The sequence below is a fragment of the Streptomyces sp. 12E genome, from assembly GCF_055633275.1.
In genome coordinates, this window is the sequence record NZ_JBVNCJ010000001.1 from 3,796,891 (window position 1) to 3,822,333 (window position 25,443).

The following is a 25,443-nucleotide window of genomic DNA, read 5'->3' on the forward strand; positions in this document are numbered from 1 at the left end:
ACGGACGAACGAAAGGACCGCCGGTGACCAGCATCCCGTCTCCCCGGCCGGAGGGACCGGGCGGTGCGCCTCCGGACGAGCTCACGTTCACCGTCCCCTCGGGAGGGCGGCGCACCACCCCGCTCCGGGTCGGCCCGGAGTTCCGCCGCGACCGGCTGCTGCCCCAGCTGATCCGCAAGGCCGTGCTCGACGACGAGGGACAGCAGTGCGTGCAGGTGCGCCTGAACGCCAAGGACGCCGCGCACCCGGCGGCGCGCGCCCTGCTGGACACCGAGGCGGGCGCCGCCCTGCGGCTGCACCGGGCGCTCGGCGACACGGAGTACGCGGCGCTCTTCCCGAGGATCATCGGCTACGAGCTGGACACGGCGGAGCCGTTCCTGCTGTACGACCCGCCGCGGGGCACGTCCGTCGAACGGCTCCACGTGATGTCCGCGACCGACCAGGAGCACTTCACCCGGGACCTGCTGCTGGCCGTGTACCTGATGGAGGGCCAGGGCCTGGTGCCGCGCGGCGTCTCGCCCGCCACCGTGCGCTGGGACGGCGCCAGGGTCCAGCTCTGGGGACTGGAGTCGGTGGCCCGGACCGGACAGCCGAGGCGCCCGTGGGGCCGGTCGCCCTTCTGCCCGCCCGAACAGCGCCGGGGCGAAGGGCTCACCGACTCCCGGGACGCGGTGTGGAGCACGGCCCAGGTGCTCTACCAGCTGGTGACCGGACGGCCCGGGTCCGCCGACCGGGCCCCCGCCGACCTCGGCGAACACCGCAGGCTCGACCAGACGCTGCGCGACGCCTTCGCCCCGCGGGCGGCCGGCCGGCCGACGCCCGCCCAGGTGCTCGACGTGGTGGCGCCGGGCGCCGCCCGGCGCGCCCGGCTCACGGTGCCGGCCGACGGGACGGCCGCGGACCACGAGGCCTTCGACGAGGCGCTGCGGCGCAAGCGGCAGCACGCGTCCGCCGCCCGGTCCCGGCGGGAGCCCGCGGCGGAGGACGGGCGCGGCAACGGCGAGGTGCTCTGCCCGTACTGCCTGGAGACCATCCGGCTCGACCTCACGAAACTGTTCGTCACCGACAGCCGCATGCAGTACAAACCGCTGGACCTCAAGGGCGTCAACAACCCCCTGCGGCAGAACGACGTCATGCGCGGCGCCGTCCAGAAGTGCACGGCGGACCCGGACTTCCCCGAACACTTCATCCCGGTGCCCTACCTGATGTACGGCCGCCCGCTGACCGTCGCGATGGTCGGCCAGTCCTCCACCGGCAAGAGCCACCTGCTGACCCAGATGATCGCGGCGATCACCGACGGCGGCCTGGAGCCGTTCGGGCTGAAGTGGCAGTCCGTCAATCCGGAACAGCACGCGAAGTTCGTACGGGACCGGGTGCAGCCCCTGCGCAGCGGCAAGGTCCTGGACCACACCGCCGCACTGGGCCTGGAGGACTTCGCCCGCTTCGTGGAGTCCCTCCTGATCACCGACGCCCGTGGGCGGGTGCGCCCGGTCGCCTTCTTCGACCTCGGCGGCGAGGACCTCGTACGGACCGACGCGGCGCTGCGGTTCCTGCTCGGGGTCGACGCCCTGGTCTTCGTCGTCGACCCGGCGCTGGCCCTCCCGCTGCCGCAGCTGGACCACGTCAGGCAACGCTGGGGCGTGGAGGTGAACCCGGACGGCGACCTCGCCTTCGGCACGGTCCTGGACCGGCTCCCGAAGAACGGCGGGTACCTGGACGTGCCGGCCGCGGTGGTGCTCGGCAAGGCGGACCTCCTCAGGTTCCAGCCGCCCGTCGACCGGTGGCTGGGCCGGCCGCCGGCCACCTCGCTGGACCCCGGGCTGGTGCGCGAGGAGAGCCGGGACGTGTACGCGCTGCTGCGCCGGTACGCCGGTCCGGCGTGGCTGCGTCCCTTCGACGCGATCCGCCGGTGCACCCTGCACGTCGCGTCCGCCACCGGCGGTCAGGAGGACCGGGGCCGCTACCCGGCGGGGGCGGGGCCCCGGCGGGTGGTGGAGCCGCTGCTGGCGCTGCTGGCGATGCACGGACTGATCCAGGTCCCGGGCGGTACCGAGGCGCTGGCCGTGGGGGAGGCGCCCGGGCTCGAGTGGACGCCGGCGGAGGAGGCCGGGGTCCCCGAGGGGGCCGGGCGGTCCCGGGAGCCCGGTGCGACCGAGAGAGGGGAGACCCAGTGAGCGACTTCCAGGACCGGAACCCGTTCCCCGGCGGCCCGGCGGGCCCGCGCGGGCCGGGTGGCGCCGGTGGCGCCACCGGCGGCTCGGTGCACCAGGCCGTCTTCCGGTGGGACGGCAACCACGGCCGCCAGGGCACCGGCATGAACGCCGTGGCCCACTCCTGCGACCCCGGGCGCGCCGAGGAACTGGGCCGGGAGCTGGGCCCGCTGCTGTGGGTGTCCGGAGCGGCGGCCGCCCGGCCGAGCGTCGTGCGCACGCTGTCCCGCGACGGCGACGTCCTGCTGGTCCAGCGCTGGCCCACCACCGACCGCGGCGGCAGGCCCAGTACGGTCAGCCACGTCCTGATCGGTGACCGCAGGACCCTGGGGCCCGGCCGGTGCCTCGGCCTCGCGTACGGCGGCTGGCGCAAGCGGGAGGCGGCCGAGCAGGCGTCCGGGCGCCTGCCCCGGATCGACTGCGCGAAGCTCGACGAGCTGGCGGAGGACCGGCGGCCGGGCATGCTGGAGCTGCTGCCCGGGGTCGAGCACGCGCTGATCCTCGCCACCGCGGAGTTGCTGCGCGACCCGGAGCAGCGTGTGTCGCTGCTCCTGGAGGAGGAGGCGCCGCGGGGTTGGCCGCGCCGGGACGAGGTGCCGCTGGTCTACCTGGGGCTGTTCCTGCTGTTCGGCTCCTGGCTGGGCCGGCCGTGGACGTTCGCCACCTGCGACGCGGTGGACACGCATCCCCTGCGGCTGATGTCCGTCCCGCACTGGGAGCCGGACTCCGGCGGCTCCGGTCCGCTGGCCCGGGTCGTGGGCCGCCCGCCGGACCAGGTCCGGTTCGAGCACCGGGCGGCGGCACGGCTGGTGGGACACCTCCTCGACCATCGGCAGGCGCCTCCCGGTGTGCCGCAGCTGACCGACGGACTCGCCGACGGAGCGTCGTGGAACTGGGAGCGGCGCCGCGCCCGGCTCCAGGAGATCCTTGACACGAGCCGTCCCTCCGCCGCGAGGACCGCCGCGCCCGCACCGCACGCGGCGGACCCGTGCCGGGCGGGGCACCAGGACAAGGGCCGCGACCAGGACCGCGACCAGGACCGCGACCAGGACCGGGAATCGGTCCACCGGATGGAGGAGGCGGCCCGAACGACGCCCGCCCCGGGGCCGCACCGTGGGGTGTATCCGGAGCCGGAACCACACCGTGGGACGTATCCGGAGCCGGGGCCGCACCGTGGGGCGTATCCGGAGGCGCCCGGCCGTCCGTACCCGCACGCGGCGCCGGCGGGCCGTCCCCCGGCCTCCCCTCCGCACCCCCTCCGGTCCGGCGTCCCCGGACCCGGTGAACCGAGCGGTCCCGCGTCCGACGACGCCTTCCCGGCACCCGTGCCGGCCCCCTCGAACGCTCACGACGCGTACGAGGCGTACGACGCACGCCCCCCGTACGACGTACACGACGCCCTTCACCGCGAACTGCGCGCGTACCGGCGCAGGGAGGACGACGGCAGCCGGCGCAGCATCCTGACGGCGGACCTGCGCACCCGGCCCGACGAACTGCTCCTGCACGAGCTGTGCTCCGGTGAACTGCCCCCGGACTCGGTGGACCTGGTGCTGGACGAGCTGGGCAGGGACGGCCGCGTCGAGGCGCGTGACCCGGAGACGCGGCACAGGCTGTGCGCCGAGGTGCTCCGCAACGGCCTGTACCTCACGCCGCGGGGACCGGGCGCGGAGCACACGTCGAGGAAGGCCATGGTCGACCGGGCGGCCGAGCTCTTCACCTGGGCCGTCGTCCCACTGGCCCGGGACGGACGCCATCTGCGCGATCTCCAGGAACTGCTGTACCGGATGAGCCGGGACCCCGACCCCCTCACGGGCAACTGGCTCCGGCAGACCATCGTGGAACCGGCGAACGGCCGGCCCCCGGACCTGCCGCCGGTCCTGTGGAGCCAGATCGTGCGGGACGCGATGAACAGGAACGACAGACCGCCCTCCGCTCCCCAGGCGCCCCGCCACGCCCCGGAACCCCCGCAGCCGCCGGCCCCCGCCCCGGATCCGCCGACCGCCATGGCCCGGATCTCCGGCACGGTCGGCAGGCCGGGCTGCCTGCTCGGGAGCCTGTTCGGCCTGGGCGTCGCATTCGTGGTGCTCGTACTGATGCTCGTCATGTGATGCGGTGACCGGCCGGGCCGCGGGAGACCGGCCGGGCGACGGCCGCCCGGCGGCCCCCCGGCCGGTCCCGTCCGCCGGGCGCGGTGTCCCGGTGTTCCACACGCGAGCGCAGGGCCCGGCCACCGAGGTGGCCGGGCCCTGGAAGGCGGAGCGCGTCCTCGAGACGCGTCACCATCGGTACCAGCGACTACGGCCGCCGCCGGCCGAGGTGGAGCGCATGACGAAGCCGAGCAGCCAGAGCACCAGAACGGCGATGGCGATCCACCAGAGGACCTTCACGGCGAATCCGGCGCCGAAGAGGATCAGTGCGAGGAGCAGAACCAGCAACAGGGGAACCATAGTTATCGACCTCCTGGGCCACCGTTTGCCCTGCGTCGACGCCTCCATTCCCCGACGACGCCTTGTTTGTGAAGGAAAGGTGGGGGCATGCGGAGCGCACCGAGACAGTGGCGAGAACGCTACGAGGAGGCGTGTTCCATGAGTGCCGGTGAGAAGGCCAAGGCGAAGACCGAGCAGGCCCGGGGCAAGGCCGAGGAGGCTCTGGGGAGCGCCACCGGGAACGACCGCATGGCCGCCGAGGGCCAGGCCAGGAAGAGCACGGGAGACGCCCGCGAGGCCAAGGAGAAGGCCAAGGACGCCTTCAAGCACTGATACGGCCGTGACCCACGAGAGGGGCCGCCCCGGGACGAGCCGGGGCGGTCCCTCTCCCGCGTGCCCGCGAGAGCGCCGGGACACCTCTTCCCGTCCGGCGCCACGGACATCACCGCCCACCCCCTCCGGGACGGCCTCCGGAAGCGGGGCAGTCGGCCCCGCCTCTTCGGGCACTCGTCGTGCCCCATGGCTTCCTGACTCGGCTCCCTCGTTGCGTTTAGCATCCGGGAGTGAGCCTCTGGACTTCCCTCGAGCCCGCCTCCGCGACCGTGGACCCGGGCGGTAGTACGACGGTGCGGCTGCGTCTGCGCAACACCGGTGACGTGGTGGACGAGTACCGCATCGAGGCGGTGGGCCCTCTCGCGCCCTGGGCCGTCGTGGAGCCGAGGTCGCTGCGGTTGTATCCGGGGACGACGGGGTCGGTGGACCTGACGTTCGCTCCGCCCCGTACGCCGGATGCGACGGCGGGGCCGAATCCGTACGCGGTGCGGATCACGCCGACGGAGCATCCGGAGGCGACGACGGTTCCGGAAGGGAACCTCACCATCACTCCGTTCACGGAAGTGCGGGCGGAGTTGGTGCCGCCGACGGTGAAGGGGCGGTTCCGTGGCCGTCCGAGACTGGCCGTGGACAACCTGGGCAACACGAAGCTGACGGTGTCGGTGAGCGGCAGCGACAACGGTGACCAGTTGTCGTACGACATCCATCCGAGCAATGTGCAGATCGAGCCGGGCCGTGCGGCGTTCGTGAGGACGACGCTGAAGCCGCGGCAGATCATCTGGTTCGGTTCGGCGGAGCAGCGGCCCTACACCCTGGCGGTGCAGCGGTCGGGTGTGGCGTCGCTGGACGTGGAGGGCACGTACGTGCAGCGGGGTTTCCTGCCGCGCTGGCTGGCGGTCTTCTCCAGTGTCCTCACGGCGCTGGCGATCGCGTTCGTGATGCTGTGGATCGCCTACCAGCCCCAGGTCCGCAGCGCCGCCACAGAGAAGCTCCAGGAAGCCGGTGTCAGCACGCTGCCGCCCTCTTCCGCACCGGCCATCGAGGCGCCGAAGGCCCCGTCCGCCGGCGCCACGGCGCCCCCGGCCGCGACCGGGACACAGCAGCCCGGCGGAGCCGGGGAGGGAGCCGGAGCCGGGGCGGGGGGCGGCGGTGCCGAGGAGGAGGAGGCCGAGGCGCCGGAGAGGACCGCGGCGACCGCCGTCCGGCGACTGGCCGCGGAGGATCCGGGCGGACGGCACATCTGCTACCGGGTCCATGTGGCGGGGCAGGGCTGGAGCGACGCGGCGTGCGACGGCGGGACAGCGGGCACGGCGGGCTCGGGGGCGCCGATCACGGCCGTCAACATCGCCGTCTCCGGAACCAGGGGCACGTCGGGCGGCGCCTTCGTCCACGACCCCGCGTCGACCAAGGGCGAGGGACACTTCCCCGAGCCGTGGTCGAACGCCGTCGACGGCGTCGACAACTACGTCGGCAGTACCGAGAAGGACGCCCCGCACATGCTGGGGTTCACCATCAACGTCGACGGTGGCGCCGGCGCCGTCTGCCAGTCCTCCTACGTCCACGACGACGCCTGGCTCGGCCTGGCGTGCGACGAGCCCGGGACCGGGTACGACTTCACCTACGCCGGCACCCACGACAACGAGTCGTGGATCGAGGCGGTCCGGCTCACGGTGTGATCCCGGCCGCCCCCTCGGCCGTCCTCCGGTTTCAACCGCTCCGCCGGCCGGCCGCCGTCCGCCGGGTCCCGCCGCGTACCGGCGTGACCGGTACCTGTCCGGGTCCGGTCACCGGTCCTCGGTACGGCCCTCGGGCGGGCCGGTGTCGGCCGCCGGGGACGCCTCCTCGTGGTCGGCGGGCGGGGGGCGCAGCAGGCTGAGCGCGACGGAGACGCTCAGGACGGCGGCGATGACGGCGAGGCTGAGCGGAGAGGGGATCTCGGGGACGGCGGGGCTGACGATCTCGTGGGACGCCTGGAGGACGAGCTTGACGCCGATGAAGGCGAGGATGAGCGCCAGGCCCTTGCTCAGGTACTGGAACCGGTCCAGCAGGCCCGCGAGCATGAAGTAGAGGGCGCGCAGGCCCAGGATGGCGAAGGCGTTGCTGGTGTAGACGATGAAGGCGTCGTTGCTGACGGCCAGGACGGCGGGCACGCTGTCGACGGCGAAGACGAGGTCGGCGGCTTCGATCGCGGCGACGACGGCGAGCAGCGGGGTGGCGACGAGTCTTCCGGCTTCCCTGACGAAGAAATGGGGGCCGGCGTATGCGTCCCGCACGGGGATGATCTTGCGGAGCAGGCGTACGGCGATGCTCTTGCCGGGGTCGAAGCTGTCCTCCTCCTCCTTGAGGATCTTGTAGGTGCTGTAGAAGAGGATGGCGGCGAAGACGAACAGGACGGCGGTGAAGCGGCTGACCACGGCGACGCCGGCGGCGAGGAAGACGCCCCGGAAGACCAGGGCGCCGAGGACGCCGAGGAACAGGACGCGGTGCTGGTAGGCGCGCGGGACGTTGAAGTAGCCGAAGATCAGGGCGAAGACGAAGAGGTTGTCGACCGAGAGGCTCTTCTCCAGCAGCCATGCGGTGGTGTACTCCACTCCGGCGGTCGTCCCGACCACGAGGAAGACCACGGCGCCGAAGGTGACCGCCAGTCCCACCCAGACCCCGCTCCAGAGGGCGGCCTCCCGGAACCCGATGGCGTGGGCCTTCCGGTGCGCGAGCAGGTCGACCGCCAGGGACACCAGCACGGTGACGGCGAAGACCATCCACAGCCACAGCGGGACATCGTGCACGGGTCCGACCTTTCGAGCGCGATCGACCGGCGGTCTCCCTTCGAGTCTGGTCCATGGGACGGCGGGTGTCTCCTCGACGGGCTCCCCCCGGCCCGGCCTCCACGCCCACCCGCCCTCCGACCGGGGTGAGTCCTACGGAGAACGAGAACCACGGTCGCCGTGTCTGTCTGCCCGGCGTTCCCGGAGGTAACTTGAGGGGAAGGCCCCTGAAGGAGGGCGATGCGATGCCGTGGTTCGTATGGCTGCTCGCTGCCGCGATGCTGGGCGCCGCGGAGTTCTTCACCCTGACGCTGTTCCTCGGGCTGCTGGCGGGCGCCGCCCTGGTCGCCGCCGTGGTCGCCGGTTTCGGCGTCGGACTTCTCGGCCAGCTCGTGGCCCTCGGAGTGGCGGCGGCGGCGGGCCTCGTCGTCGTCCGTCCCGTCGCGCTGCGGCACAGGGAACAGCAGCCCCTCGTCCGCGAGGGAAGCGATGCGCTGATCGGCAAGCGGGCCGAGGTCGTGCAGGAGGTCACCGCGACCCGCGGCCTGATCAAACTCTCCGGCGAGGAGTGGTCGGCCCGCGCCCTCGACGAGAGCCTGGTGATCCCGGTGGGAGCGCTGGTGGACGTCATGGAGATCGAGGGCGCCACGGCCATCGTCTACCCCCGCGCACTCCTTCCGTGAGCCCATGGCCGCATGACCCCATGACCCCGTGAACGGCTGAACGCACAGCAACGGAGGCACTGTGGATCCAGTTGTCATTCCCCTCCTCGTCGCGGTCCTCGTCGTCGTCTTCCTCGTGGCCTCCACCGTGCGGATCGTCCCGCAGGCGCGCCGCTACAACATCGAGCGGTTCGGCCGGTACCACCGGACGCTGCAACCCGGCCTGAACCTGATCCTGCCGGTGGCGGACCGCATCAACACCAAGCTCGACGTGCGCGAGCAGGTCTACTCGTCCGACCCCAGGCCGGTGATCACCGAGGACAACCTCGTGGTGAACATCGACACCGTGCTCTACTACCAGATCACCGACCCACGGGCGGCGGCCTACGAGGTCGCCGACTACCTCCAGGCGATCGACCAGCTCACCGTGACCACGCTGCGGAACGTCATCGGCAGCATGGACCTGGAGGAGACGCTCACCTCCCGCGAGGAGATCAACTCCCGGCTCCGGGCCGTCCTCGACGACGCCACCGGCAAGTGGGGCATCCGGGTCAACCGTGTCGAGATCAAGGCCATCGATCCACCGCACACCATCAAGGAGGCGATGGAGAAGCAGATGCGGGCCGAGCGCGACAAGCGCGCGGCCATCCTGCACGCCGAGGGGGAGCGGCAGGCCAAGATCCTCACCGCGGAGGGGACGAAGCAGAAGGACATCCTGGAGGCCCAGGGCACGCAGCAGGCCATGATCCTGCGGGCGGACGGCGAGGCCAAGGCGGTGGAACTGGTCTTCCAGGCCGTCCACCGCAACAACGCCGACGCGAAGGTGCTGGCCTACAAGTACCTCGAGACGCTCCCGCACCTGGCCGGCAGCGACAACAACACGTTCTGGGTGATCCCGGGGGAGCTGACCGAGGCGATCCGGACGGTCACCCGCGCGTTCGGCGACCAGTCGACGACGGGCCCCGCCGGACCCGCGTCACCCGGGGAGGAAGCCACCGCCGCCGACGACACGTCGGGCGCCGGCCGGATCCCGCAGCTCGGCGCGGGTTCGACGGTCTCCCTCGACGCCGCCACGGCCGCCGACGAGGCCGAGAGGCAGGCCGCCGCGGCGGTGAGCGACGCCAAGGCGGAGGCCGAGGCCGCGAAGTCGCCCCAGACGCCGCGCCGGGCACGGACGTCCGGCGGCTGAGCCCGCCACGGCCGTGGTGCGCGGCGGGGCCGCGACGGGCTCCGCTTACCCGTCAGGTCATCGACCCCGGTGTGTCGGCATGCCATGATCCCGGCGTACGGAGCCCGACCGACCGGAAGGACGCCATGCCCGCCTACGTCATAGCCCACCTGCAAGAGGCCGCCCCGCACCCGGAGATCGCCGAGTACATCGAGCGCATCCCCGCCACCTTCGAGCCGTACGGGGGGCGCTTCCTCGTGCACGCCACGCAGCACGAGGTGAAGGAGGGCGGCTGGCCCGGACACGTCGTGGTGATCGGATTCCCCGGGACCGCCGAGGCGCGGGCCTGGTGGGACTCCCCCGCGTACCAGGAGATCGCGCCGCTGCGCTCGCGGCACATCGAGGGCGACATCATCCTGGTCGAAGGCGTCCCGGAGGGCTACGACCCGGCCGCCACCGCGAAGGCGATGCGAGAGGCCCTGCCCGCCGAGTAGCCGCGGACCCGGCGGCGGGGCGTCCCCCCGCGGCCGGGCCCGGGTCGGGGGACCGGAGCCTGCCGCGGGGGCGGGGGCGGGCCGGGGCTCAGACGACGGCCCGGTACCCCTTCCAGCCCGTCGCGATCTTCGTGCGGCCGCCGAACGACCCCTTGCCGTCACCGCTGTTGCGGTACAGGTTGCCGCTGGTGTCGCGCGAGACGAGGTCCGTCCTGCCGTCGCCGGTGATGTCACCGGCCGCGACGACGGCGTTGTAGGAAGCACCCCAGTTCGAGAAGACCTTCGCGCGGGCCTTGAACGTGCCCTTGCCGGTGCCGGTGTACCGGTACAGGTTGTTCGACTTGTCCTGGGCGAGCAGGTCGCCGATGCCGTCGCCGTTGAGGTCACCGGCCCCGACGACCTTCTTGTACGTCTTCCAGTTGTCGTAGAGCTTCACGCGCGCCGACAGCTTGCCCGTGCTGGTGCCCTTGTACAGGTAGACCGTGCCGGTGGAGGCGTTCCGGGCGATCAGGTCCGGACGGCCGTCACCGCTCACGTCACCCGGTGCGGTCAGCACGTCGTACTGGTTCCAGCCGGAGGTGCCGAGCGAGGTGTACGGCGTCGAGGGCGTCACCGCCTTGCCGCAGGCCGGGCGGTGCGCGCGCAGGGCGCCGTTGCGCAGCCGGACCAGCACGTCGTTGCAGCGGTCGCCGTCGAGGTCGCCGAACGGCACGAACGTCGCGGTGGTGGGCCAGCCGGCGCCGGAGACCTTGGCGCCCAGCGTGCCCGTACCGGTACCGCGCTGGACGGTGAGGGCGCCGGAGGAGTTGAGGGTCAGGACGTCACCGATCCCGTCCTTGCCCGCGTGGTCGCGCGGCGCCGCCGCTCCGGCCGTCACCGCGACGCTGCCGGAGAGGCTGAGGGCGGCGCCCCGGCCGTCGGCGGGCTGGACGGTGAGCGTCCAGGTGTAGGCGCCGTTGGTGACCGGGCGGCCCGCGGAGTCCTTGCCGTCCCAGGCGGCCTTGAGCAGACCGCGGGCCTCGGAGCCGGACACGGTGCGCACGGTGGCACCGGACGCCTTGTGGCGGACGGTCACCTTCCAGGAGGCGGCGGGCTTCGACAGCCACCAGGTGCCGGACCAGCTCGCGGTCCCGGACGTGACCGTGGAGTCGATGGCCGACAGCGCGGACGCCGGGACGCCGGTCGGCACGAGGTGGACGCGCTGCTCGCGGTCGGCGTAGGCGACGCCGCCGCCGAAGCGGTCCACCGTCCAGTCCATACCTGCCCTGAGGTTGTCCCGGCCGAGGTCGGTCCAGTCGGCCAGCTTGCGGCTCGGCAGTTCCGTGTGATCACCGCTCGCCGGCAGCCCGCCGTGCAGGTCGACGAGCCTCAGCCCGCTGCCCGACTGGGTGCCGCCGACGCGCTCGACGAGGTAACCGTCCCCGAGGAGGACCCTGCTCGCCGGGGCGGTGGCGGTGCGCTTGGACGTACGGTCGTAGACGCCCGAGCCCTGCACGTCGCCCCAGTAGTCCACGCAGGTCCAGTACACCCAGCGGCCCACGGCCTGGAGGTCGGACGGGGTGCAGCCGTTGCGGGTGGTGAAGGACTCCACGGCGGTGCCGGACGGGAGCCGGGTGGCCGTGACCTTCCCTCCCGTGGCCGCGCCGCTCCACAGCGTGTTGCCCCAGACGGCCGCGGCGACCCGGTCCCGCTTCTGCAGGACCTTGCCCGCCGAGCCGCCGGCGAACTCACCGACGTACTGCCGGCCGGAGGAGGCGCCGTCGACGACCGCGTACCGTCCGGAGAGGTCCTCGAGCTGCGGGGTGGAGTCGCCCGTGTCGAGGGTCGGGCCCCAGTTCTCGGCGCCGTTGGCGCGCAGCATGGTCAGACCGGACTCGGTGGAGTCGCGGCGGCCGTGGTGGCCGGTGCCGTCGGCGAACATCCGGATGCAGCGGTCGGTGCCGGAGGTGCAGTCGCCGTCCCACCCGCTGACCGACCCGTCCACCGTGGTCCTGGCCACGCGCGGAGTGCCGCCCGTGGTGAACCAGGTGCTGCGGTAGGCGCCGATGACGGTGTTCGGCTCGTAGAGCGTGCTGTTGTCGGCCGTGGTGAGGATGCCGCTGCCGAGCGAGAGTCCGTTGATCCGCGCGGGCATCGGCTGCACGGCGGTCACGCGGTCACGGGTGACGGAGCCGTCGGCGCCCCGGGCCACGCGGTACACGCCCCAGTCGAGGTCGCCCCGCTCGACGTGCCGTTCCGCCCCGGCCACGAGGACGGAGCCGTCCGGTGCCTGGACGATCCGCTGGGCGGCCGGGTCCATGACCTTGGTCATGCCGGTGTCCGTGCCGTCGGTCGTGAGCGCCCACAGCGGCCGGCCCCGGTACGCGTTGTCGCCGGGTGACACCGGCTCGACGCCGAGCAGCGCGTCGCCGACGATCCCGTACGTGGCCTGGTGGCTCAGGGAGCCGGTGTCGAAGGTGCGGGGCGCCGCGGTCAGGTCGTCACGGTCGTACAGGTCGGCCGCGGCGCGCCCGCCGCGCAGCCGCAGCACCGAGTCGGCGCCCAGCCGGAAGCCGGTCACCTCCCAGCCGTCCTCGGGGGAGACCCGGTCGGGCAGCGGGCCGAACGCGCCGGTGGCGAGGTCGACGATGCCCCAGTGGCCCCAGCCGTCCTCGCCGGTCTCGTAGCGGAGGACGACGGACCGGGCGTCGCCGTCCTCGACGACGATGTCGCCCGCGCCGTCCGGCAGCCCGGTCACGGGCGTCCGTACGGCCTCGCCCCCGTCCCGGACCCGCCACAGCTGGTAGGCGTCCGGGTTCCCGCCGACGCCGCTGGTACTGGTGAGGACGGTGGAGCCGAAGGTGCCCCGGTAGGTGTGGTGCTCGGGCACCGGCACCACGGCGGTGCCGCCGGAGGTGCCCGCGCCCTGGAGGAGGGTGACCCGGGAGTCCTCCTCCGAGTAGAGGGCGACGGTGTCGGAGCCGTCCCCGTAGTAACCGGGCTGGAAGGAGGCGGACTCCTGGAAGTAGCCGCTGTCGATGTCGTACTGGACCGGGGCGTCCAGCCGCTGCTCCAGCGCGGTCGTGGTCCCGGTGGCGTAATCGGTCCACAGGAGACGGTCGTCGCCTTCCTGCGCCCAGAGGAAGCCGCTGGCCCCCGCGTTGAGGATCTGTGTGGCCCTGGGGACGGCTCGCGGGGCGGCGGGCAGCACGAACTCGGCGGCCGGCTCGGCGGCCGACTGCGGCGCGGCTGCCGCCGGGTGCGGCGCGGCGGCGAGCGGGAGACCGAGGGCCAGCGCCGTCGCCAGGACGGCCGCGGTACGTGCCACCGGCGGACCGAGGCGTGCCGGACGGGAATCAAGAACGGGTCTGCGACCGTGTCGGCCGGGTCTGACCACCATTCCTCCTGGAAGGCAAGAAGAAGGCATGGCGGGACGTACGGTGACGCCCTGGTGTCCCCGGCCCCCCGACCGCTCCCCCCACGCGCGTGGGGGGAGCCTAACAGCATGCTCATGACCGGACGCCGCGCTTTTCCGTCCGGGGACGTGTCGCACCGGGTGCCGGGACGCCCGGTGCGGACGGGCGCTCCCCGGCGATCCCCCGCTCCGACAGGCGACCGCGCCCGCGGCCCTCGGCCCCAGCCGGTCCCTCCTCGTGCCGAACGGCACGCGTCACATCGAATGGGCCCTGGCCGCCCTGGACGGCCTCGGGCCGGACGCCGACACCCGCATGCACGCGGCGGTCACCCTCTTCGGACATGTCCGGGGCCGGGCGATCGACACCGAATCCGAAGTGCGCGCCACACGGGCCGGCGGAATCACCGGGGAGCAGTGGACGGACGCCCGGCGCGACCGGATGACGGCCCTGCCGGCCCGTGGCCGCCCGTCCCCTTTCGCTTCCGTCGCCGACGAGGCCGCCCTTTCCTCCGAGTCGTCGCACGGGTTCGGCCCGACGGCCCTCCTCGACGGTCTGGCGGTACGGATCGAAGCGGCGTCCCCCGCGACACGGCGGACCGGATGAGCCGGGGCGGGGGAGGGCCCGGCCCGTCCTTGAGTTCCAGTGGCCGTCGCAACACCCCGGCTCAGGGGATGCGATGGACTTCGAGGTCCGGGCGGATCGACGGCCACAAGGGCCGAAGAAGTTGAGCCGCGAGCGGGAGACATGCCTTCTGCTCGTGGATCAAGGAACCTCTCATCTGGACGCCTGCCGGATCGTTGGCATCAACGACCGGACAGGCAGGCGATGGCGTAACGGCCGGCAGGCGTCCGGGAAGAGCAAGGCGACACCGCCGAGGAGTCCGGTCGTCGTCGACTCCGCCAGGAACCGGGCGACGACCTGACGCCGGGAGGCCCCGAGGGTGCGGCGCAGCCCGGTCTCCCCGATCCGCTCGACGACCGTCACCAGCGTCACATGGGCGATGCCGATGGCCCCGACCGCCAGCGGGACCAGCCCGAGGACTGGGAGCAGAGGCCGTTGACGTCCCCCTGCACTTCCCTGCGGGCCTCGGCCGGATCGGCCGGTGCCGTCACGGTCAGGGAGGCCTCGGCCCCGGGGGCCGGCGCGATCGGCGCCCGGCGGGCGTCCTGGCCGGCCGCGCCGAGCGCGGTGCTGATCAGCACCCGGGTCACGGTCCCCGGACCCATCCGGTCCGCGGCCGTCGTGGGCGGCAGGATCACCGCGGTGGAGAGCTGCTGCTCCCGCTCCGCTCCGCCGAGTATCCCGATCACCGGCCGGCTCGGGGACCGGCGCCGACCGTACGGGCGGCGCCGGTCATACGGGCGGCCCGGTGACGAGGTCACCGTTCTCGTCGTAGGGCCAGGCGTTGGAGACGCATCCGTGCAGGCCCTTGATCTGCTGCATCATCACGGGGGCCAGGCGCCCGGCGCCCCCGCAGGTCACGTGCCCGTGACCGAGGAAGTGCCCCACCTCGTGGTTGATGATCAGCGCCCGGTAGTCCTCGATCGGCCCGTCGAAGGTGGGCGAGCCCTTGACCCAGCGCTTGAGGTTCACCACCACCCCTCCGGGGACCTCGCAGTTGTACTCGCCCCCGGTGTCCTGCTGGATGCCCGCCCAGCACAGGGCGTCCGCCGTCGCCGGTGTCGCGATCCTTATCGTGATGTCGTGCGGCGATCCCGCGCCCACCAGCTGGAACGCGTTGTCCGGGTCGTGGGTCCAGCCGCGCGGGGCGGCGAGTATGTCGGCGATCTCGTTCGCCGCCTGGGCCGGCGAGACGTCGAGGCCGGTCTCGACCTCCACGACGTAGCGCACCGGGCGGGAACCGCTGCCCACCTTCTCCCCACTGGCCCGCGCGGTGACGAACGTCCCGCTGCCCGTCGGGGGGACGTCGATCTCGGTCCGGCTCGCGGAGGGGGAGGGAGAGGAGGAGGGGGAGGAGGACGGCGTGGGAGTGGGAGCGGGTGTGACGTGCGTGCTCCGTGGGCGGGGCGCGCCGCTCGACGCGTCGCTCCGCCCGCCTCCCAGGACGTACGCCGCCGAGCCCAGCAGGCCGACGGTCACCAGCAGGCCGGTCAGCAGGTTCCGGACCCGGCGGCGCGGACGTCCCCGACGATGGGAGGACCGCCGTCGGCGGCCGGCGCGGTGACCGGCCGCGGTGCTGCCGGCGGAGGATGCGGATCGTCGCTGTCGTGCCGAATGCATGGCAGGTCAATCTGGCGATTCCAGATGATCCCCATGAGCCGGTGTTATCACGGAAAGATAACGACGCCCCGCGTTCCCCGAACCATGTGATCGTTGTGTAACGGCGGTCGGAGAGGGACCTTCCTCGGGACGGTCGCCTCGTCCGGTCTGCCTACACTGCCGAAATGCCACGGGTTCTGATCGTCGAGGACGACCTAGATGTCCGCAGGGCCGTCCAACTGGGTCTGCGGCATCAGGGGCATGAGGTCTTCGCCGTGGAAACGGGAGAGGAGGGGCTGGAACAGCTCCGCCCCTTCCGGCCGGACGTCGTCGTGCTCGATCTCATGCTGCCCGGCATGTCCGGCCTGGACGTGTGCCGCCGGGTCAGGGAGCGCGACCAGGTGCCGATCATCATGGTGACGGCCCGGGGCGACGACGTCGACGTGGTCGTGGGACTGGAGACCGGTGCGGACGACTACGTGGTGAAGCCCGTGCAGGCCCGGGTGCTCGACGCCCGCATACGGGCCGTACTGCGCAGACAGGACGCCTCGCTGCCGGACGGCACCCGTCCCCGGGCGGAGACGCACGGCGAGCTGGTCGTCGACCGCGCCGGGCTCGTGGTGACGCACCGCGGCGAACCCGTCACCCTCGCCCCCTCCGAACTGCGGCTGCTGCTGACCCTGTCGGCCTCGCCCGGCCAGGTGTTCAGCCGCCAGCAGCTGCTGGAAGCGGTCTGGGAACACAGCTACCACGGCGACATACGGCTCGTGGACGCCTGCGTGAAGCGACTGCGCAACAAGCTCGGTGAAGGCAGGAATCCCCGTTACGTACAGACCGTACGCGGATTCGGTTACCGCTTCGGCACCTCATGAGCGACCGGACGTCCGCGCGGACGCGGAGGACCGTCCCCGGGGCCCCCACGGCCGACGGGGCCCTCACCGCCGTACCGGGTGCCGGCCCCCGGCGGTTCCTCCGGGCGGCCCTGGCACGCATCCCGCTCCCCCTGCGCGGTCTGCGCCCCCGCCTGCTGACGTCCTTCGTCCTGGTGGCCATGGCCAGCTCCCTGGGCACCGGGGCCCTCGCCTTCCGCGAGGCGCGCACGGGGGTGCTCCAGCAGGGCCAGGACTCCGTCATCAACCGGTTCCGTACGAGCGTCGACGCCGTCGCGCCCTCCATCCCCATCGCCCCGAACCAGGCGGACCTCCAGTCCGCGGTGGACCAGGTGCTGTACGCGAACCGTTCGTCGGGCTGGCGGATCATGGCCACGTACGGTGACCACCGCGCCTATGCGCCGAGCGCCGGTTTCGTCGAGCTGAGCCCTGAAATGCTCCGGTCCGTCCGGGAGCGACGCGTCGCGGTGTTCCAGCGGGTGAACGTCGACGGGCGTCCTCGTCTCGTCGTCGGCATGCCCGTCACGTACACCTGGGGCGAGGGCCTGGAGACCAGGCTCTCCGGGCTCGTGATGTACCTGGAGGTCCCGCAGACCACCGAAGAGGGGTACGTCGAGGCCATGGTCCACGGCATCGAGCGGGCCACCCTGGTGGCCCTGTGCCTCGCCGTCGTCCTGGCGCTGCTCGCCGCGAGCGGCGTACTGCGTCCCGTACGGGCGCTGCGCCGGGCGACGCGCCGGATGGCCGCGGGACATCTCGACGTCCGGCTGAACGTCACCGGCTCCGACGAACTGGCCGATCTCTCCCAGTCCTTCAACGAGACGGCGGCCGAACTGGAGCGAACCGTGCGGGAGCTGCGTCGCCTGGAGGCCCGGGGGCGCCGCTTCGTGGCGGACGTCTCCCACGAGCTGCGCACGCCGCTGGCGGCGATGTCGGCGGTCACCGACGTGCTGGACCTGGAGGGGGAAGGGGAGACCGGTGAGGCGCTGCGGCTCATCAGCGAGGGAACGAACCGGCTGAGCGGACTGGTGAACGACCTGATGGAGATCTCCCGTTTCGACGCGGGGGTGGCCGAACTCAACCGGGACGAGATCGACCTGGCCGAGTCCGTACGGCGCACCGTCGCCTCCCGGTGGCGGCGGGAGCAGGTGGAGCTGCGGCTGCCCGGACCGGGTGAACTCCGCGCGCGCGTCGATCCGCGCAGACTCGACGTGGTGACGGCCAATCTGATCGGCAACGCGCTGCGGCACGGAGAGCCGCCCGTACGGCTGGCCATGGGGGCACGGGTGGACGGGGCGGGCATGGCATGGGCCGTCATCGAGGTGACCGACAACGGACCGGGGATCGCCGAGGAGGCCATGCCGCACATCTTCGAGCGGTTCTACAAGGCGAGCACCTCACGGGCCAGGAGCGAGAGCAGCGGGCTGGGCCTGGCCATCACGGCGGAGAACGTGCGCCTGCACGGAGGGCGCATCCGGGCGGCGAACCTGCCCCGGGGCGGCGCGGTGTTCACGGTCGAACTCCCGCTGCACCGCGACGACACCGACACCGAGGCCGACGGGGGCGCCCGGTGAGGGGCTCGCGGACGGCAGCGCTGCTCTCCGGGCTCACGGCCGTGGCCGCGGTCGCGCTCACGGCGTGCGGAATCCCCCCGTCCGGTGTCATCGAGACCGGTGCGCCGGCGAGCGGCATGTTCTCCCCCCGTGCGACACCACCCCCGACGCCCGCCACCATCCCCCTCTTCTTCCTGCGCGACGGGGAGTTGACGCCCCGTCCCCACCGGGTCGACGACGCCGGGGACCTCGAGGCCGTCGTAAGCCTGCTGTTCGAGGCGTCGGCCGCGAACGAGGCCCCGGCGGTCACCACGGAGCTGCCCCGCCTGACGGACACGCCACGGGTGGCGATCGCCGACGACGGCATCCTCTCCGTCCGGCTCCCCGGTGAGACGGCTCCGCTGAGCCGTCGGGCCATGCTCCAGCTGACGTGCACGGTGAACCACGCGGCTTCGCCGGCCCCCACCGCAGTCCCCCGTGCCGACGCGGAAGCCGGCGGCGACACCGCGCGCCGTTCCGCCGCGACCGGCAGACTCCATGTGTTCGGGGACGGATGGACGATGACGCAGTCGGCTTCCGCGTGCCCCGTCGTGTCCCCTCCGCAGGAGCAGCCGGAAGCACCGAGCCCGCGGGAGTCCTCCGGCTGACCACCGGACGGCCCTCGCCCAGGACCGGAACCGGCCTTCCGGCATGGCCTCCCGCCCGACCGCGCGGGGGCAGGCCGGCCGACCGCTTCCGGGCATATGCCCCACTCGTTCCTGTGATGCCTTCTACACTCACCGTCACGTGACGCACCGAAGTGGGGGGCCGGATGGCGCTGAACGAGACGGCGGGGCAGGGGGACGGCACCGCGGCGGGACCGACGCTGGAAAGCCTGCTGTCGGTCATGGGGGCCGGTGCGCTGGAGCCGTACCTGGCTCCCCGCGGCCTGGGGGTCGTGGTCGAGGGGGTCACCGTGCTGGACCCGCTGGAGGCGGGGCCGCCCCGGGGGCAGGTGGTGCTGGCCGTGGGCGTCGATCCGCACTCGGCCGCCGCTGTCGACGTCGTGCGCGAGGCCGCAGGATCGGGCGCGGCTGCGGTGGTCTTCGGGCCGGGAAGGCCGGGGCGGCCCCCGGAGGCGCTGCGGGCGGCCGTCGAGGACGCCGGTACGGCGGTGCTCTTCCGGACGGCGTGGTGCGGCTGGACCGAGCTGGTCGGCGCACTGCGGGCCGGTCTGGTCCTGTCCGGAGCCCCCGCCGACCCGGCTGTGGCGGCGGTGCCGCCGGGCGACCTGAACGGGCTGGCCGACGCGGTGGCGGTCCTGGTGGGCGGCGCGGTGACGATCGAGGACGTGGAGTCCCGGGTCCTGGCGTACTCGTCCACGAAGGAGGACGTGGACGAGTTGCGCCGGCTGACGATCCTCGGCCGCCGGGTGCCGGAGTGGCGCGTGGCCGCCATGCGGGAGGCCGGGTTCTTCCAGGCGTTGTGGGGCTCGGGGGACGTCATCCACCGGCCGGCGCACGGGGAGAATCCCGAACGCCTGGTGGTGGCGGTCCGGGCGGGCGGGGAGATCCTGGGATCGATCTGGGTGGCGGCCGCGGGCGGTGACCTCCCGCCGCACGCCTCCGACACCCTGCGGTCGGCGGCGCGGGCGGCCGCCGCACACCTGCTGCACCACCGGTCGCACCGCACGCACGTCCGACTGGTCGAGGACACGGCCCGCGCGCTGCTCGACGGACGGGGATCCGCCGAGGTGCTGACCGAGCGCACCGGGATACCGGCGCGCGGGCACTGCGCGGTCCTGGCGGTACGTCCCGGAGCCTCCTGCAAGGGGGAGGAGACCGGAAGGCTGTGCGCCCTGCTGTCCGTGTGCTGCGGCGCGAACGGCCTCACGTCGGTGGTGGTGCCGGTCGACCAGGGGGCCCTGGTCCTGGTGGGCGCGCTGCACCAGGACGTGCGGCGGGCCGTCGAACAGGTCGGGCGTCTGGGGAGGTCACTGGTGCGGCAGGTGGCCGACGTGTTCGGGCCGGAGACGAGAATCGGTCTGGGCACGGTGGTCGACACCCTGGCGGCCCTGCCCGGGTCCCGCCGGTCGGCGGACCTGGCGCTGAGAGCCCTGCTCTCGGCGGGCGAGCACCGCACCGTCGCCTCCGCGGACGAGGTGGCCGAGTCGATCGCCCTGAACCAGATGCTGGACGCGCTGACGGGACCGGCCCCGGCGCCGGGGACACCGGTGGCACGCCTGGTGGCGTTCGACGCCGGGAACGGCGGGGGCACGCTGGTGCGGACCCTGCGGGTGTACCTGGACCACTTCGGCCACGTACCGGACGCCGCACGGGCGCTGGGTGTGCACGCGAACAGCCTGAGGCACCGGATCAACCGGATCACCGAGGTGTCCGGGCTCGACCTCCGCAGTCCGGACGCCCGGCTCCTCGCCCAGCTGCAACTGCGCCTCCTCGAGCGCGGGGGCCGGGAGGCGTGAGTCCTCGGGAGCCGCCACGAAGAAGGGGCGGTTTCTTCGTGCCCGGGCACAACGGCGGCTGCGCCACGTCCGCGGTTTCGCTCCGCGGTGAGAACCGCGCGGCGGAACACCGGGACTCCCGACGAAGACACCCGCACCGCCGCGCCGGGAGTCTGGTGGTCCGCCCCACGGCGATCGTGGCGCGGTGAGACCCCGGATCAGGGAGGGCGCACGATGAGTGGTTCAGGCAAGGCCGACCGGCGTGAACGGATTCTGCGGGCAGCCGTACGACAGGGACTCCTGGAACCCGAGACGGCCGTACTGGCCGGGTTCGTCGACCTCGACGGCGTCAACGAGACCGTCACGTCCCTGCGGAGCGCGTTCCCCGACTCCCTCCGGGTCCTGCACGCGTTCGCGGCCAAGGCGAACTGCCTGGTTCCCGTACTCGAGGAACTGCGCCTGAGCGGCATGGGCTGCGAGGTCGCCAGTGCGGGCGAACTCGCCCAGGCGCTGGAGGCGGGCTTCGCACCCGAGCACATCGTGTTCGACTCCCCCGCCAAGACGCGGGCCGAACTGGCCCGGGCCCTGGACCTGGGGGTCGCGGTGAACGCGGACAGCTTCCAGGAACTGGCGCGGCTGGACGAGATCCTGGCGGCCCGCCGTTCCGGCTCGCGGATCGGCGTGCGCGTCAACCCCCAGGTCGGCGCCGGCTCGATCACCGCCATGAGCACCGCCACCGCGACCTCGAAGTTCGGCATCCCCCTGGAGGACGAGGGCAACCGACGACGACTGCTCCAGACGTACCGGGACCGCCCCTGGCTCACCTGGGTGCACACGCACGTCGGTTCACAGGGCTGCCCCCTGGACCTGATCGCCCGGGGCGTCGCGAAGGCGGTGGAGTTCGCCGAGGAGGTCAACGCCCACCTGGGCCGCCGGCAGGTCACCGGCATCGACATCGGCGGCGGACTGCCGGTCGATTTCACCGGCGACGAGACGGAGCCGGGCTTCGACGCCTACGTGGACCACCTGCGCGCACACGCGCCTGCCCTGTTCTCGGGCGCGTACGAGGTCGTCACCGAGTTCGGCCGCTCCGTGCTGGCCAAGAACGGCTTCATGGCCGCGTACGTCGAGTACACCAAGACCGTCGGCGGGCGGCCCGTCGCGATCACCCACGCCGGAGCACAGGTCGCCACGCGGACGGTGTTCGCCCCCGACGCCTGGCCCCTGCGGATCGAGGCCCACGATCCCCGCGGCCGGGCCAAGCACGGCCGGCCCGTGCGGCAGGACGTCGCGGGCCCGTGCTGCTTCGCCGGTGACCTGCTGGCACGCGACCGTGCGCTGCCCCTCCTCGACGCCGGCGACCTCGTCGTCGTCCCGGACACCGGCGCCTATTACTTCTCCACGCCCTTCCACTACAACAGCCTGCCCGAGCCCGCCGTGCACGGCGCCCGCATCGACGCCGACGGCCGGGTCACCTTCCGGCTGCTCCGCCCCGCACAGGCCGCCCACCCGGTCCCGGCCCTCGCCGGACGGTGACCCCGGCCCTCCCGCACACCCCGCCGGAACCCCGGTCGCAGCCACCGGGACCGGCGCGCCCCGAGCGGCCATGCCCGGCTGCCCGGGAGAACCACGACACCGAGGAAGGCAGGTGCAACCGCCATGAAAGTACGGCGCGCCCGGTCAGGGTGCTCCATGGAGGAAGCGGCGCCCCCGGGCCGACGGGGGGCCACCGGACGACGGCTGTCCGCCGCGGGGGCGCGCTGCGGCCGGACGGCGCGTGATGCCGCGCGGTGGATCTCACGCCGCCGCCGCATCGCGGCCGACCAGTTCCTCCGGGGCGCCTGCTACGGAGCGGGTACGGCCGTGGTGGGCCTGCTGGCGGTATGAGCGCAGACCCGCTGACGGCGGCGAAGCCCCGGACCGCCGGTCCGGGGCTTCCTCTGCCGGTCCGGACGGCCGGGACCGGCCCCGCGCTCCCGGCCCGGGGAGCCGAACGGAACGGAGGGCGGGGCGGCTGAGGGGACCGCTGATCCCGCCGTGCCGCCGCGCGGGCCGGGCAGCGGTCCGGGCCGCGTACGAGACGCCGGCGGAATCGCCGTAATGCAGTAATTCAGTAATGCGGTAATGCGGTAATTCGACCCTCAATTGTCACCCGCATGTCATACGCTGCGTCTCCGGCAGCGTCCGAACACCCGTCGTCGGGTGAGGGGGACACGCGGCCGTTCGTTTTCGTCCGGTGACCACCGGGCATCTTCTGTGGGGGTTCACATCACTGTGCGCAGGCGCAGCATCGCGACCGTGACGGCACTCGCGGTCGTCCTCAGTTCCGCGGCCCTGGTGGGAGGCGCGGCGGGTCCGGCATCGGCCGACTCCGCGAAAGGCCTTCCGGTGAAGTCGGTCGGCGACATCGTCGTGGACGGTGTCCACCAGCGGGTCTACGTCTCCGATCCGACCGGCGGCACGATCGTCGTCACCGACTACAGCGGCACCGTGAAGGCGACGCTGACCGGCCTCTCCGGCGTGACCGGCCTGGCGCTGTCCGCCGACTCCGGGCAGGTGTACGCGGCCGTGAGGAACGGCAACCGGATCATCTCGGTGGACACCGGCACGCACACCCGGACCGCGAGTTACCCGGTGGGCGTGGTTCCCGGCGATCTGGAGGTGGTGGACGGCCGGATCTGGTTCGCCCACGGCACGGACTTCGGCTCGCTGGACACCTCCGGCCCCGAACCCGTCGTTCGCCTCGCCTAGCGGGGCGACGTCGGCTTCTCCGGCGCCTTCGGGATGTTCCTGGCGTCCGACCCGGCCGTCCCGGGCGTCCTGGTGGCCGGCAACGGCGGCGAGCTCGCCGTCTACGACGTCTCGGCCGCCGGGGCCGCACTGCGGGTCAAGGGCGACATGGACACGGCCGTGAAGCAGGTGGACCTGACGCCCGACGGCAAGCAGGTCCTCACCTCGTGGGGCGACCCCGAGTACGGCTACGGCCTCGGCGCCTACTCGACCACCGACCTCACCGAGCAGGCGGGCTACCCCATCGACGCCTACCCGAACGCCGTGCGGGTCGCGCCCGACGGCAGCGTCGCGGGTGGCAGCTTCTCCTGGTACGACCCCGACGTCCACGTCCACCGGCCCGGTGACCCGGTGCCGGTGCGGGAGTACGACTTCCCCAACACCGGCAACAGCAGCGGCGCCGACACCCTCGTGGACGGAGCGCTCGCCTGGGCGCCGGACTCGAGCCGGGTCTTCGCCGTCTCCGTGAACACCCACGGCGCCCACACCCTGCGCGCCCTGACCGACCCCACCAAGGAACTTCCCGCCCTCAAGGTGTCGGCCCCCGCCAAGTCGGAACGGTCCAAGAAGCTCACCGTCACCGGCAAGCTGACCTCCAGGACGCCCTTCGCCGCCGGCACCGGCCTGAAGGTGACCCGTACGGACGTCGAGTCGCCGAAGGGCAAGGCGCTGGCCGCCGTCAGGACGAGGGCGGACGGCAGCTTCTCCTTCACGGACACACCGCCCGCCGGCGGCAAGGTCACCTACCGGGTCTCCTACGCGGGCGACGCCACGCACGCCCCGGCCTCCGGCTCGGACGCGGTGGACGTCTCGCGCAAGGCGACCGCGTTGAGCCTGAACAACAACGGCAAACTGTACTCGTACGGCAAGAAGGTCACCTTCACCGCACACCTCGGCACGACGTACAAGAACCGCACCGTCTCGGTCTACGCGGACCCCTTCGGCTCCGACAAGCCGAGGAAGCTGCTGAAGACGGGCAAGGTCAACTCCAAGGGCGACCTGTCGGCGACCGTCACCATGACCCGTGACACCGCCGTCAGCGCGGTCTTCGCCGGCGACGCCCGCTACGCCTCGAAGACCGTGAAGTCCACGGCGTACGCCAAGGTGAAGGTCTCCACCGCCGTCTCCCAGCACTACAGGACGGGCAAGATCGGCTCCACGACGTACTACTACTTCCGCAAGAAGACCGACCCGGTGTTCACCACCACCATGAGCTACCACAAGGGCCGCAAGCAGCGTTTCCAGCTCCAGGTCCACTACGGGGGCGCCTGGCGCGACTCCACCCCCGAGTACTTCGCCCTGGGCGCCGACGGCAAGTCGGCCGTGCGCCTGGAGGCGCCGGGCGAGTCCGGCATCCGCGCCCGCATGCGCTCGTCGTACGTCAACGGTTCCTCCGGCGACACCGTCAACTCCACGACGCACGGCGCCTGGAAGTACTTCACCTTCACCAAGTAGTCGCCTCCGGCCGCCCGTACGGCCCCGGCCCCTCCCGGGCCGTGCCGGCGCACGACGGCTGACCACCGCGCACAGCCGGAAGGCCCAGGTCTCCGACCTGGGCCTGCTTCGTGGATCGGGTGACGAGAACCGAACTCGCGCGCTCAACCGGGGAAGCGATGGAGCGTGCGTGACCACATGGTCGCTGACCTGCGTGGATCAGTTGCGGCGACGCTGTGGTGCGGGTGCCGTCGCACCATTGGTGACCGTGGTTGTCCGCTCTTACGGGTCTTACGGGTCTTACGGGTCTTACGGGCACGCTGTGGGCACGGCTTCGAAGAAGGGGCGGTGGAACGCCTGCACGAACGGGCTCTGCGCTCGCTCGGCCATTCCGGGGACGACCAGTTCGGAGACCGACTCCCTGGGAACAGGAGGGCGCTCGGTCCTGGCTCACTTGCCGGCTCCGGGTCCGTACCCCGCGGTGCCTGGCCGGTGACGGCGGCGAGGCACTCGAAGCCGCGGTCACCGTGCAGCAGGGTGAGTGCCCGCGGTTCGGCCGTGGCGGCGACCACGAGACCGGCGGTCCCGGCGCTGCGGTGCTGTCCGTCTCCATCACCCTCGAATGCCGCAGGGTGTTCCTCCCGCCTCCCCGCTCCCACCGCC

20 protein-coding genes and 2 pseudogenes are annotated in these 25,443 nt (G+C 72.9%); 16 read left to right on the plus strand and 6 right to left on the minus strand.

Annotated elements, in window-relative coordinates; genetic code table 11:
* The first annotated feature begins 23 nt into the window (after nt 1-23).
* Together ACZ8ZB_RS17660 and ACZ8ZB_RS17665 are read left to right on the plus strand one after the other, a co-directional pair.
* Complete coding sequence (locus tag ACZ8ZB_RS17660; protein WP_470738664.1) at nt 24-2,174, plus strand: hypothetical protein; 2,151 nt, start codon at nt 24-26, stop codon at nt 2,172-2,174.
* A complete protein-coding gene (locus ACZ8ZB_RS17665; protein WP_470738665.1) occupies nt 2,171-4,318 on the plus strand; it encodes a hypothetical protein in 2,148 nt (715 codons plus the stop codon). The genes ACZ8ZB_RS17660 and ACZ8ZB_RS17665 overlap by 4 nt, the downstream gene beginning before the upstream one ends.
* 168 nt (nt 4,319-4,486) lie before the next feature.
* On the opposite strand, the gene ACZ8ZB_RS17670 is transcribed toward ACZ8ZB_RS17665, so the two are convergent.
* The gene (locus tag ACZ8ZB_RS17670; RefSeq protein WP_371238732.1) at nt 4,487-4,657 is read right to left on the minus strand and encodes a hydrophobic protein; all 171 of its coding nucleotides are present in this window, start codon (nt 4,655-4,657) and stop codon (nt 4,487-4,489) included.
* Between the two features lie 138 nt (nt 4,658-4,795).
* On the opposite strand from ACZ8ZB_RS17670, the gene ACZ8ZB_RS17675 reads away from it, so the two are divergent.
* Both ACZ8ZB_RS17675 and ACZ8ZB_RS17680 read left to right on the plus strand, forming a co-directional pair.
* A complete protein-coding gene (locus tag ACZ8ZB_RS17675) occupies nt 4,796-4,969 on the plus strand; it encodes a CsbD family protein (protein WP_381224414.1) in 174 nt (57 codons plus the stop codon).
* Nucleotides 4,970-5,199: 230 nt separating this feature from the next.
* Nucleotides 5,200-6,645 carry a COG1470 family protein gene (locus tag ACZ8ZB_RS17680; RefSeq protein ID WP_470738666.1) on the plus strand — a complete coding sequence of 482 codons (1,446 nt, stop codon included), beginning with the start codon at nt 5,200-5,202 and terminating at the stop codon, nt 6,643-6,645.
* 108 nt (nt 6,646-6,753) lie between these two features.
* On the opposite strand, the gene ACZ8ZB_RS17685 is transcribed toward ACZ8ZB_RS17680, so the two are convergent.
* Complete coding sequence (locus ACZ8ZB_RS17685; RefSeq protein WP_470738667.1) at nt 6,754-7,755, minus strand: TerC family protein; 1,002 nt, start codon at nt 7,753-7,755, stop codon at nt 6,754-6,756.
* 224 nt (nt 7,756-7,979) lie between these two features.
* On the opposite strand from ACZ8ZB_RS17685, the gene ACZ8ZB_RS17690 reads away from it, so the two are divergent.
* The 3 genes from ACZ8ZB_RS17690 to ACZ8ZB_RS17700 all read left to right on the plus strand — a co-directional run bounded on the left by ACZ8ZB_RS17690 (nt 7,980) and on the right by ACZ8ZB_RS17700 (nt 10,058).
* Nucleotides 7,980-8,417 (plus strand): NfeD family protein, encoded by a 438-nt coding sequence (locus ACZ8ZB_RS17690; RefSeq protein WP_470738668.1) that lies wholly within the window; start codon nt 7,980-7,982, stop codon nt 8,415-8,417.
* Nucleotides 8,418-8,478: 61 nt separating this feature from the next.
* Nucleotides 8,479-9,585 (plus strand): SPFH domain-containing protein, encoded by a 1,107-nt coding sequence (locus tag ACZ8ZB_RS17695; RefSeq protein WP_470738669.1) that lies wholly within the window; start codon nt 8,479-8,481, stop codon nt 9,583-9,585.
* A gap of 125 nt (nt 9,586-9,710) precedes the next feature.
* Nucleotides 9,711-10,058, plus strand: coding sequence for a DUF1330 domain-containing protein (locus ACZ8ZB_RS17700; RefSeq protein WP_470738670.1), 348 nt, complete (start codon nt 9,711-9,713; stop codon nt 10,056-10,058).
* Nucleotides 10,059-10,146: 88 nt separating this feature from the next.
* On the opposite strand, the gene ACZ8ZB_RS17705 is transcribed toward ACZ8ZB_RS17700, so the two are convergent.
* Entirely contained in the window at nt 10,147-13,365 is a 3,219-nt protein-coding gene (locus tag ACZ8ZB_RS17705) for an FG-GAP-like repeat-containing protein (protein ID WP_470738671.1), read from the minus strand.
* Between the two features lie 325 nt (nt 13,366-13,690).
* Between ACZ8ZB_RS17705 and ACZ8ZB_RS17710 the strand changes: the two genes are divergently transcribed.
* Complete coding sequence (locus tag ACZ8ZB_RS17710) at nt 13,691-14,056, plus strand: hypothetical protein (protein WP_470738672.1); 366 nt, start codon at nt 13,691-13,693, stop codon at nt 14,054-14,056.
* 73 nt (nt 14,057-14,129) lie between these two features.
* A pseudogene (locus tag ACZ8ZB_RS17715) lies at nt 14,130-14,327 on the plus strand (helix-turn-helix domain-containing protein); the annotation flags it as partial.
* A 47-nt stretch (nt 14,328-14,374) separates the two neighbouring features.
* On the opposite strand, the pseudogene ACZ8ZB_RS17720 reads toward ACZ8ZB_RS17715, so the two are convergent.
* The 3 genes and pseudogenes from ACZ8ZB_RS17720 to ACZ8ZB_RS17730 form a co-directional block, all read right to left on the minus strand.
* Nucleotides 14,375-14,446, minus strand: a pseudogene (locus ACZ8ZB_RS17720) (hypothetical protein); the annotation flags it as partial.
* Entirely contained in the window at nt 14,443-14,763 is a 321-nt protein-coding gene (locus tag ACZ8ZB_RS17725) for a hypothetical protein (protein WP_470738673.1), read from the minus strand. The pseudogene ACZ8ZB_RS17720 and the gene ACZ8ZB_RS17725, both read right to left, overlap by 4 nt.
* 43 nt (nt 14,764-14,806) lie before the next feature.
* The gene (locus ACZ8ZB_RS17730) at nt 14,807-15,553 is read right to left on the minus strand and encodes a DUF3152 domain-containing protein (RefSeq protein ID WP_470738674.1); all 747 of its coding nucleotides are present in this window, start codon (nt 15,551-15,553) and stop codon (nt 14,807-14,809) included.
* 305 nt (nt 15,554-15,858) lie between these two features.
* On the opposite strand from ACZ8ZB_RS17730, the gene ACZ8ZB_RS17735 reads away from it, so the two are divergent.
* The 7 genes from ACZ8ZB_RS17735 (at nt 15,859) to ACZ8ZB_RS17765 (ending at nt 24,801) form a co-directional block, all read left to right on the plus strand.
* Nucleotides 15,859-16,545, plus strand: coding sequence for a response regulator (locus ACZ8ZB_RS17735; RefSeq protein ID WP_470738675.1), 687 nt, complete (start codon nt 15,859-15,861; stop codon nt 16,543-16,545).
* Nucleotides 16,542-18,137: an ATP-binding protein gene (locus tag ACZ8ZB_RS17740; protein ID WP_470738676.1), complete on the plus strand. Its 1,596-nt coding sequence runs from the start codon at nt 16,542-16,544 to the stop codon at nt 18,135-18,137. Before ACZ8ZB_RS17735 ends, ACZ8ZB_RS17740 begins: the two co-directional genes overlap by 4 nt.
* Nucleotides 18,134-18,763 (plus strand): hypothetical protein, encoded by a 630-nt coding sequence (locus tag ACZ8ZB_RS17745; protein ID WP_470738677.1) that lies wholly within the window; start codon nt 18,134-18,136, stop codon nt 18,761-18,763. Before ACZ8ZB_RS17740 ends, ACZ8ZB_RS17745 begins: the two co-directional genes overlap by 4 nt.
* 164 nt (nt 18,764-18,927) lie before the next feature.
* Nucleotides 18,928-20,577 carry a PucR family transcriptional regulator gene (locus tag ACZ8ZB_RS17750; protein WP_470738678.1) on the plus strand — a complete coding sequence of 550 codons (1,650 nt, stop codon included), beginning with the start codon at nt 18,928-18,930 and terminating at the stop codon, nt 20,575-20,577.
* Between the two features lie 213 nt (nt 20,578-20,790).
* Entirely contained in the window at nt 20,791-22,092 is a 1,302-nt protein-coding gene (locus ACZ8ZB_RS17755) for a type III PLP-dependent enzyme domain-containing protein (protein WP_470738679.1), read from the plus strand.
* Between the two features lie 762 nt (nt 22,093-22,854).
* A complete protein-coding gene (locus ACZ8ZB_RS17760; protein ID WP_470738680.1) occupies nt 22,855-23,307 on the plus strand; it encodes a YncE family protein in 453 nt (150 codons plus the stop codon).
* Nucleotides 23,308-23,340: 33 nt separating this feature from the next.
* On the plus strand, nt 23,341-24,801 hold the full coding sequence (locus tag ACZ8ZB_RS17765; RefSeq protein ID WP_470738681.1) for an Ig-like domain repeat protein: 1,461 nt from the start codon (nt 23,341-23,343) through the stop codon (nt 24,799-24,801).
* The last annotated feature ends 642 nt before the right edge of the window (nt 24,802-25,443 follow it).

Bases quoted from the DNA above. Each gene is read 5' to 3' on its own strand.
- ACZ8ZB_RS17670 (WP_371238732.1), bottom strand. From the start codon at position 4,657: ATGGTTCCCCTGTTGCTGGTTCTGCTCCTCGCACTGATCCTCTTCGGC.
- ACZ8ZB_RS17675 (WP_381224414.1), top strand. From the start codon at position 4,796: ATGAGTGCCGGTGAGAAGGCCAAGGCGAAGACCGAGCAGGCCCGGGGC.
- ACZ8ZB_RS17690 (WP_470738668.1), top strand. From the start codon at position 7,980: ATGCCGTGGTTCGTATGGCTGCTCGCTGCCGCGATGCTGGGCGCCGCG.
- ACZ8ZB_RS17700 (WP_470738670.1), top strand. From the start codon at position 9,711: ATGCCCGCCTACGTCATAGCCCACCTGCAAGAGGCCGCCCCGCACCCG.
- ACZ8ZB_RS17735 (WP_470738675.1), top strand. From the start codon at position 15,859: ATGCCACGGGTTCTGATCGTCGAGGACGACCTAGATGTCCGCAGGGCC.
- ACZ8ZB_RS17740 (WP_470738676.1), top strand. From the start codon at position 16,542: ATGAGCGACCGGACGTCCGCGCGGACGCGGAGGACCGTCCCCGGGGCC.
- ACZ8ZB_RS17750 (WP_470738678.1), top strand. From the start codon at position 18,928: ATGGCGCTGAACGAGACGGCGGGGCAGGGGGACGGCACCGCGGCGGGA.
- ACZ8ZB_RS17755 (WP_470738679.1), top strand. From the start codon at position 20,791: ATGAGTGGTTCAGGCAAGGCCGACCGGCGTGAACGGATTCTGCGGGCA.
- ACZ8ZB_RS17765 (WP_470738681.1), top strand. From the start codon at position 23,341: ATGTTCCTGGCGTCCGACCCGGCCGTCCCGGGCGTCCTGGTGGCCGGC.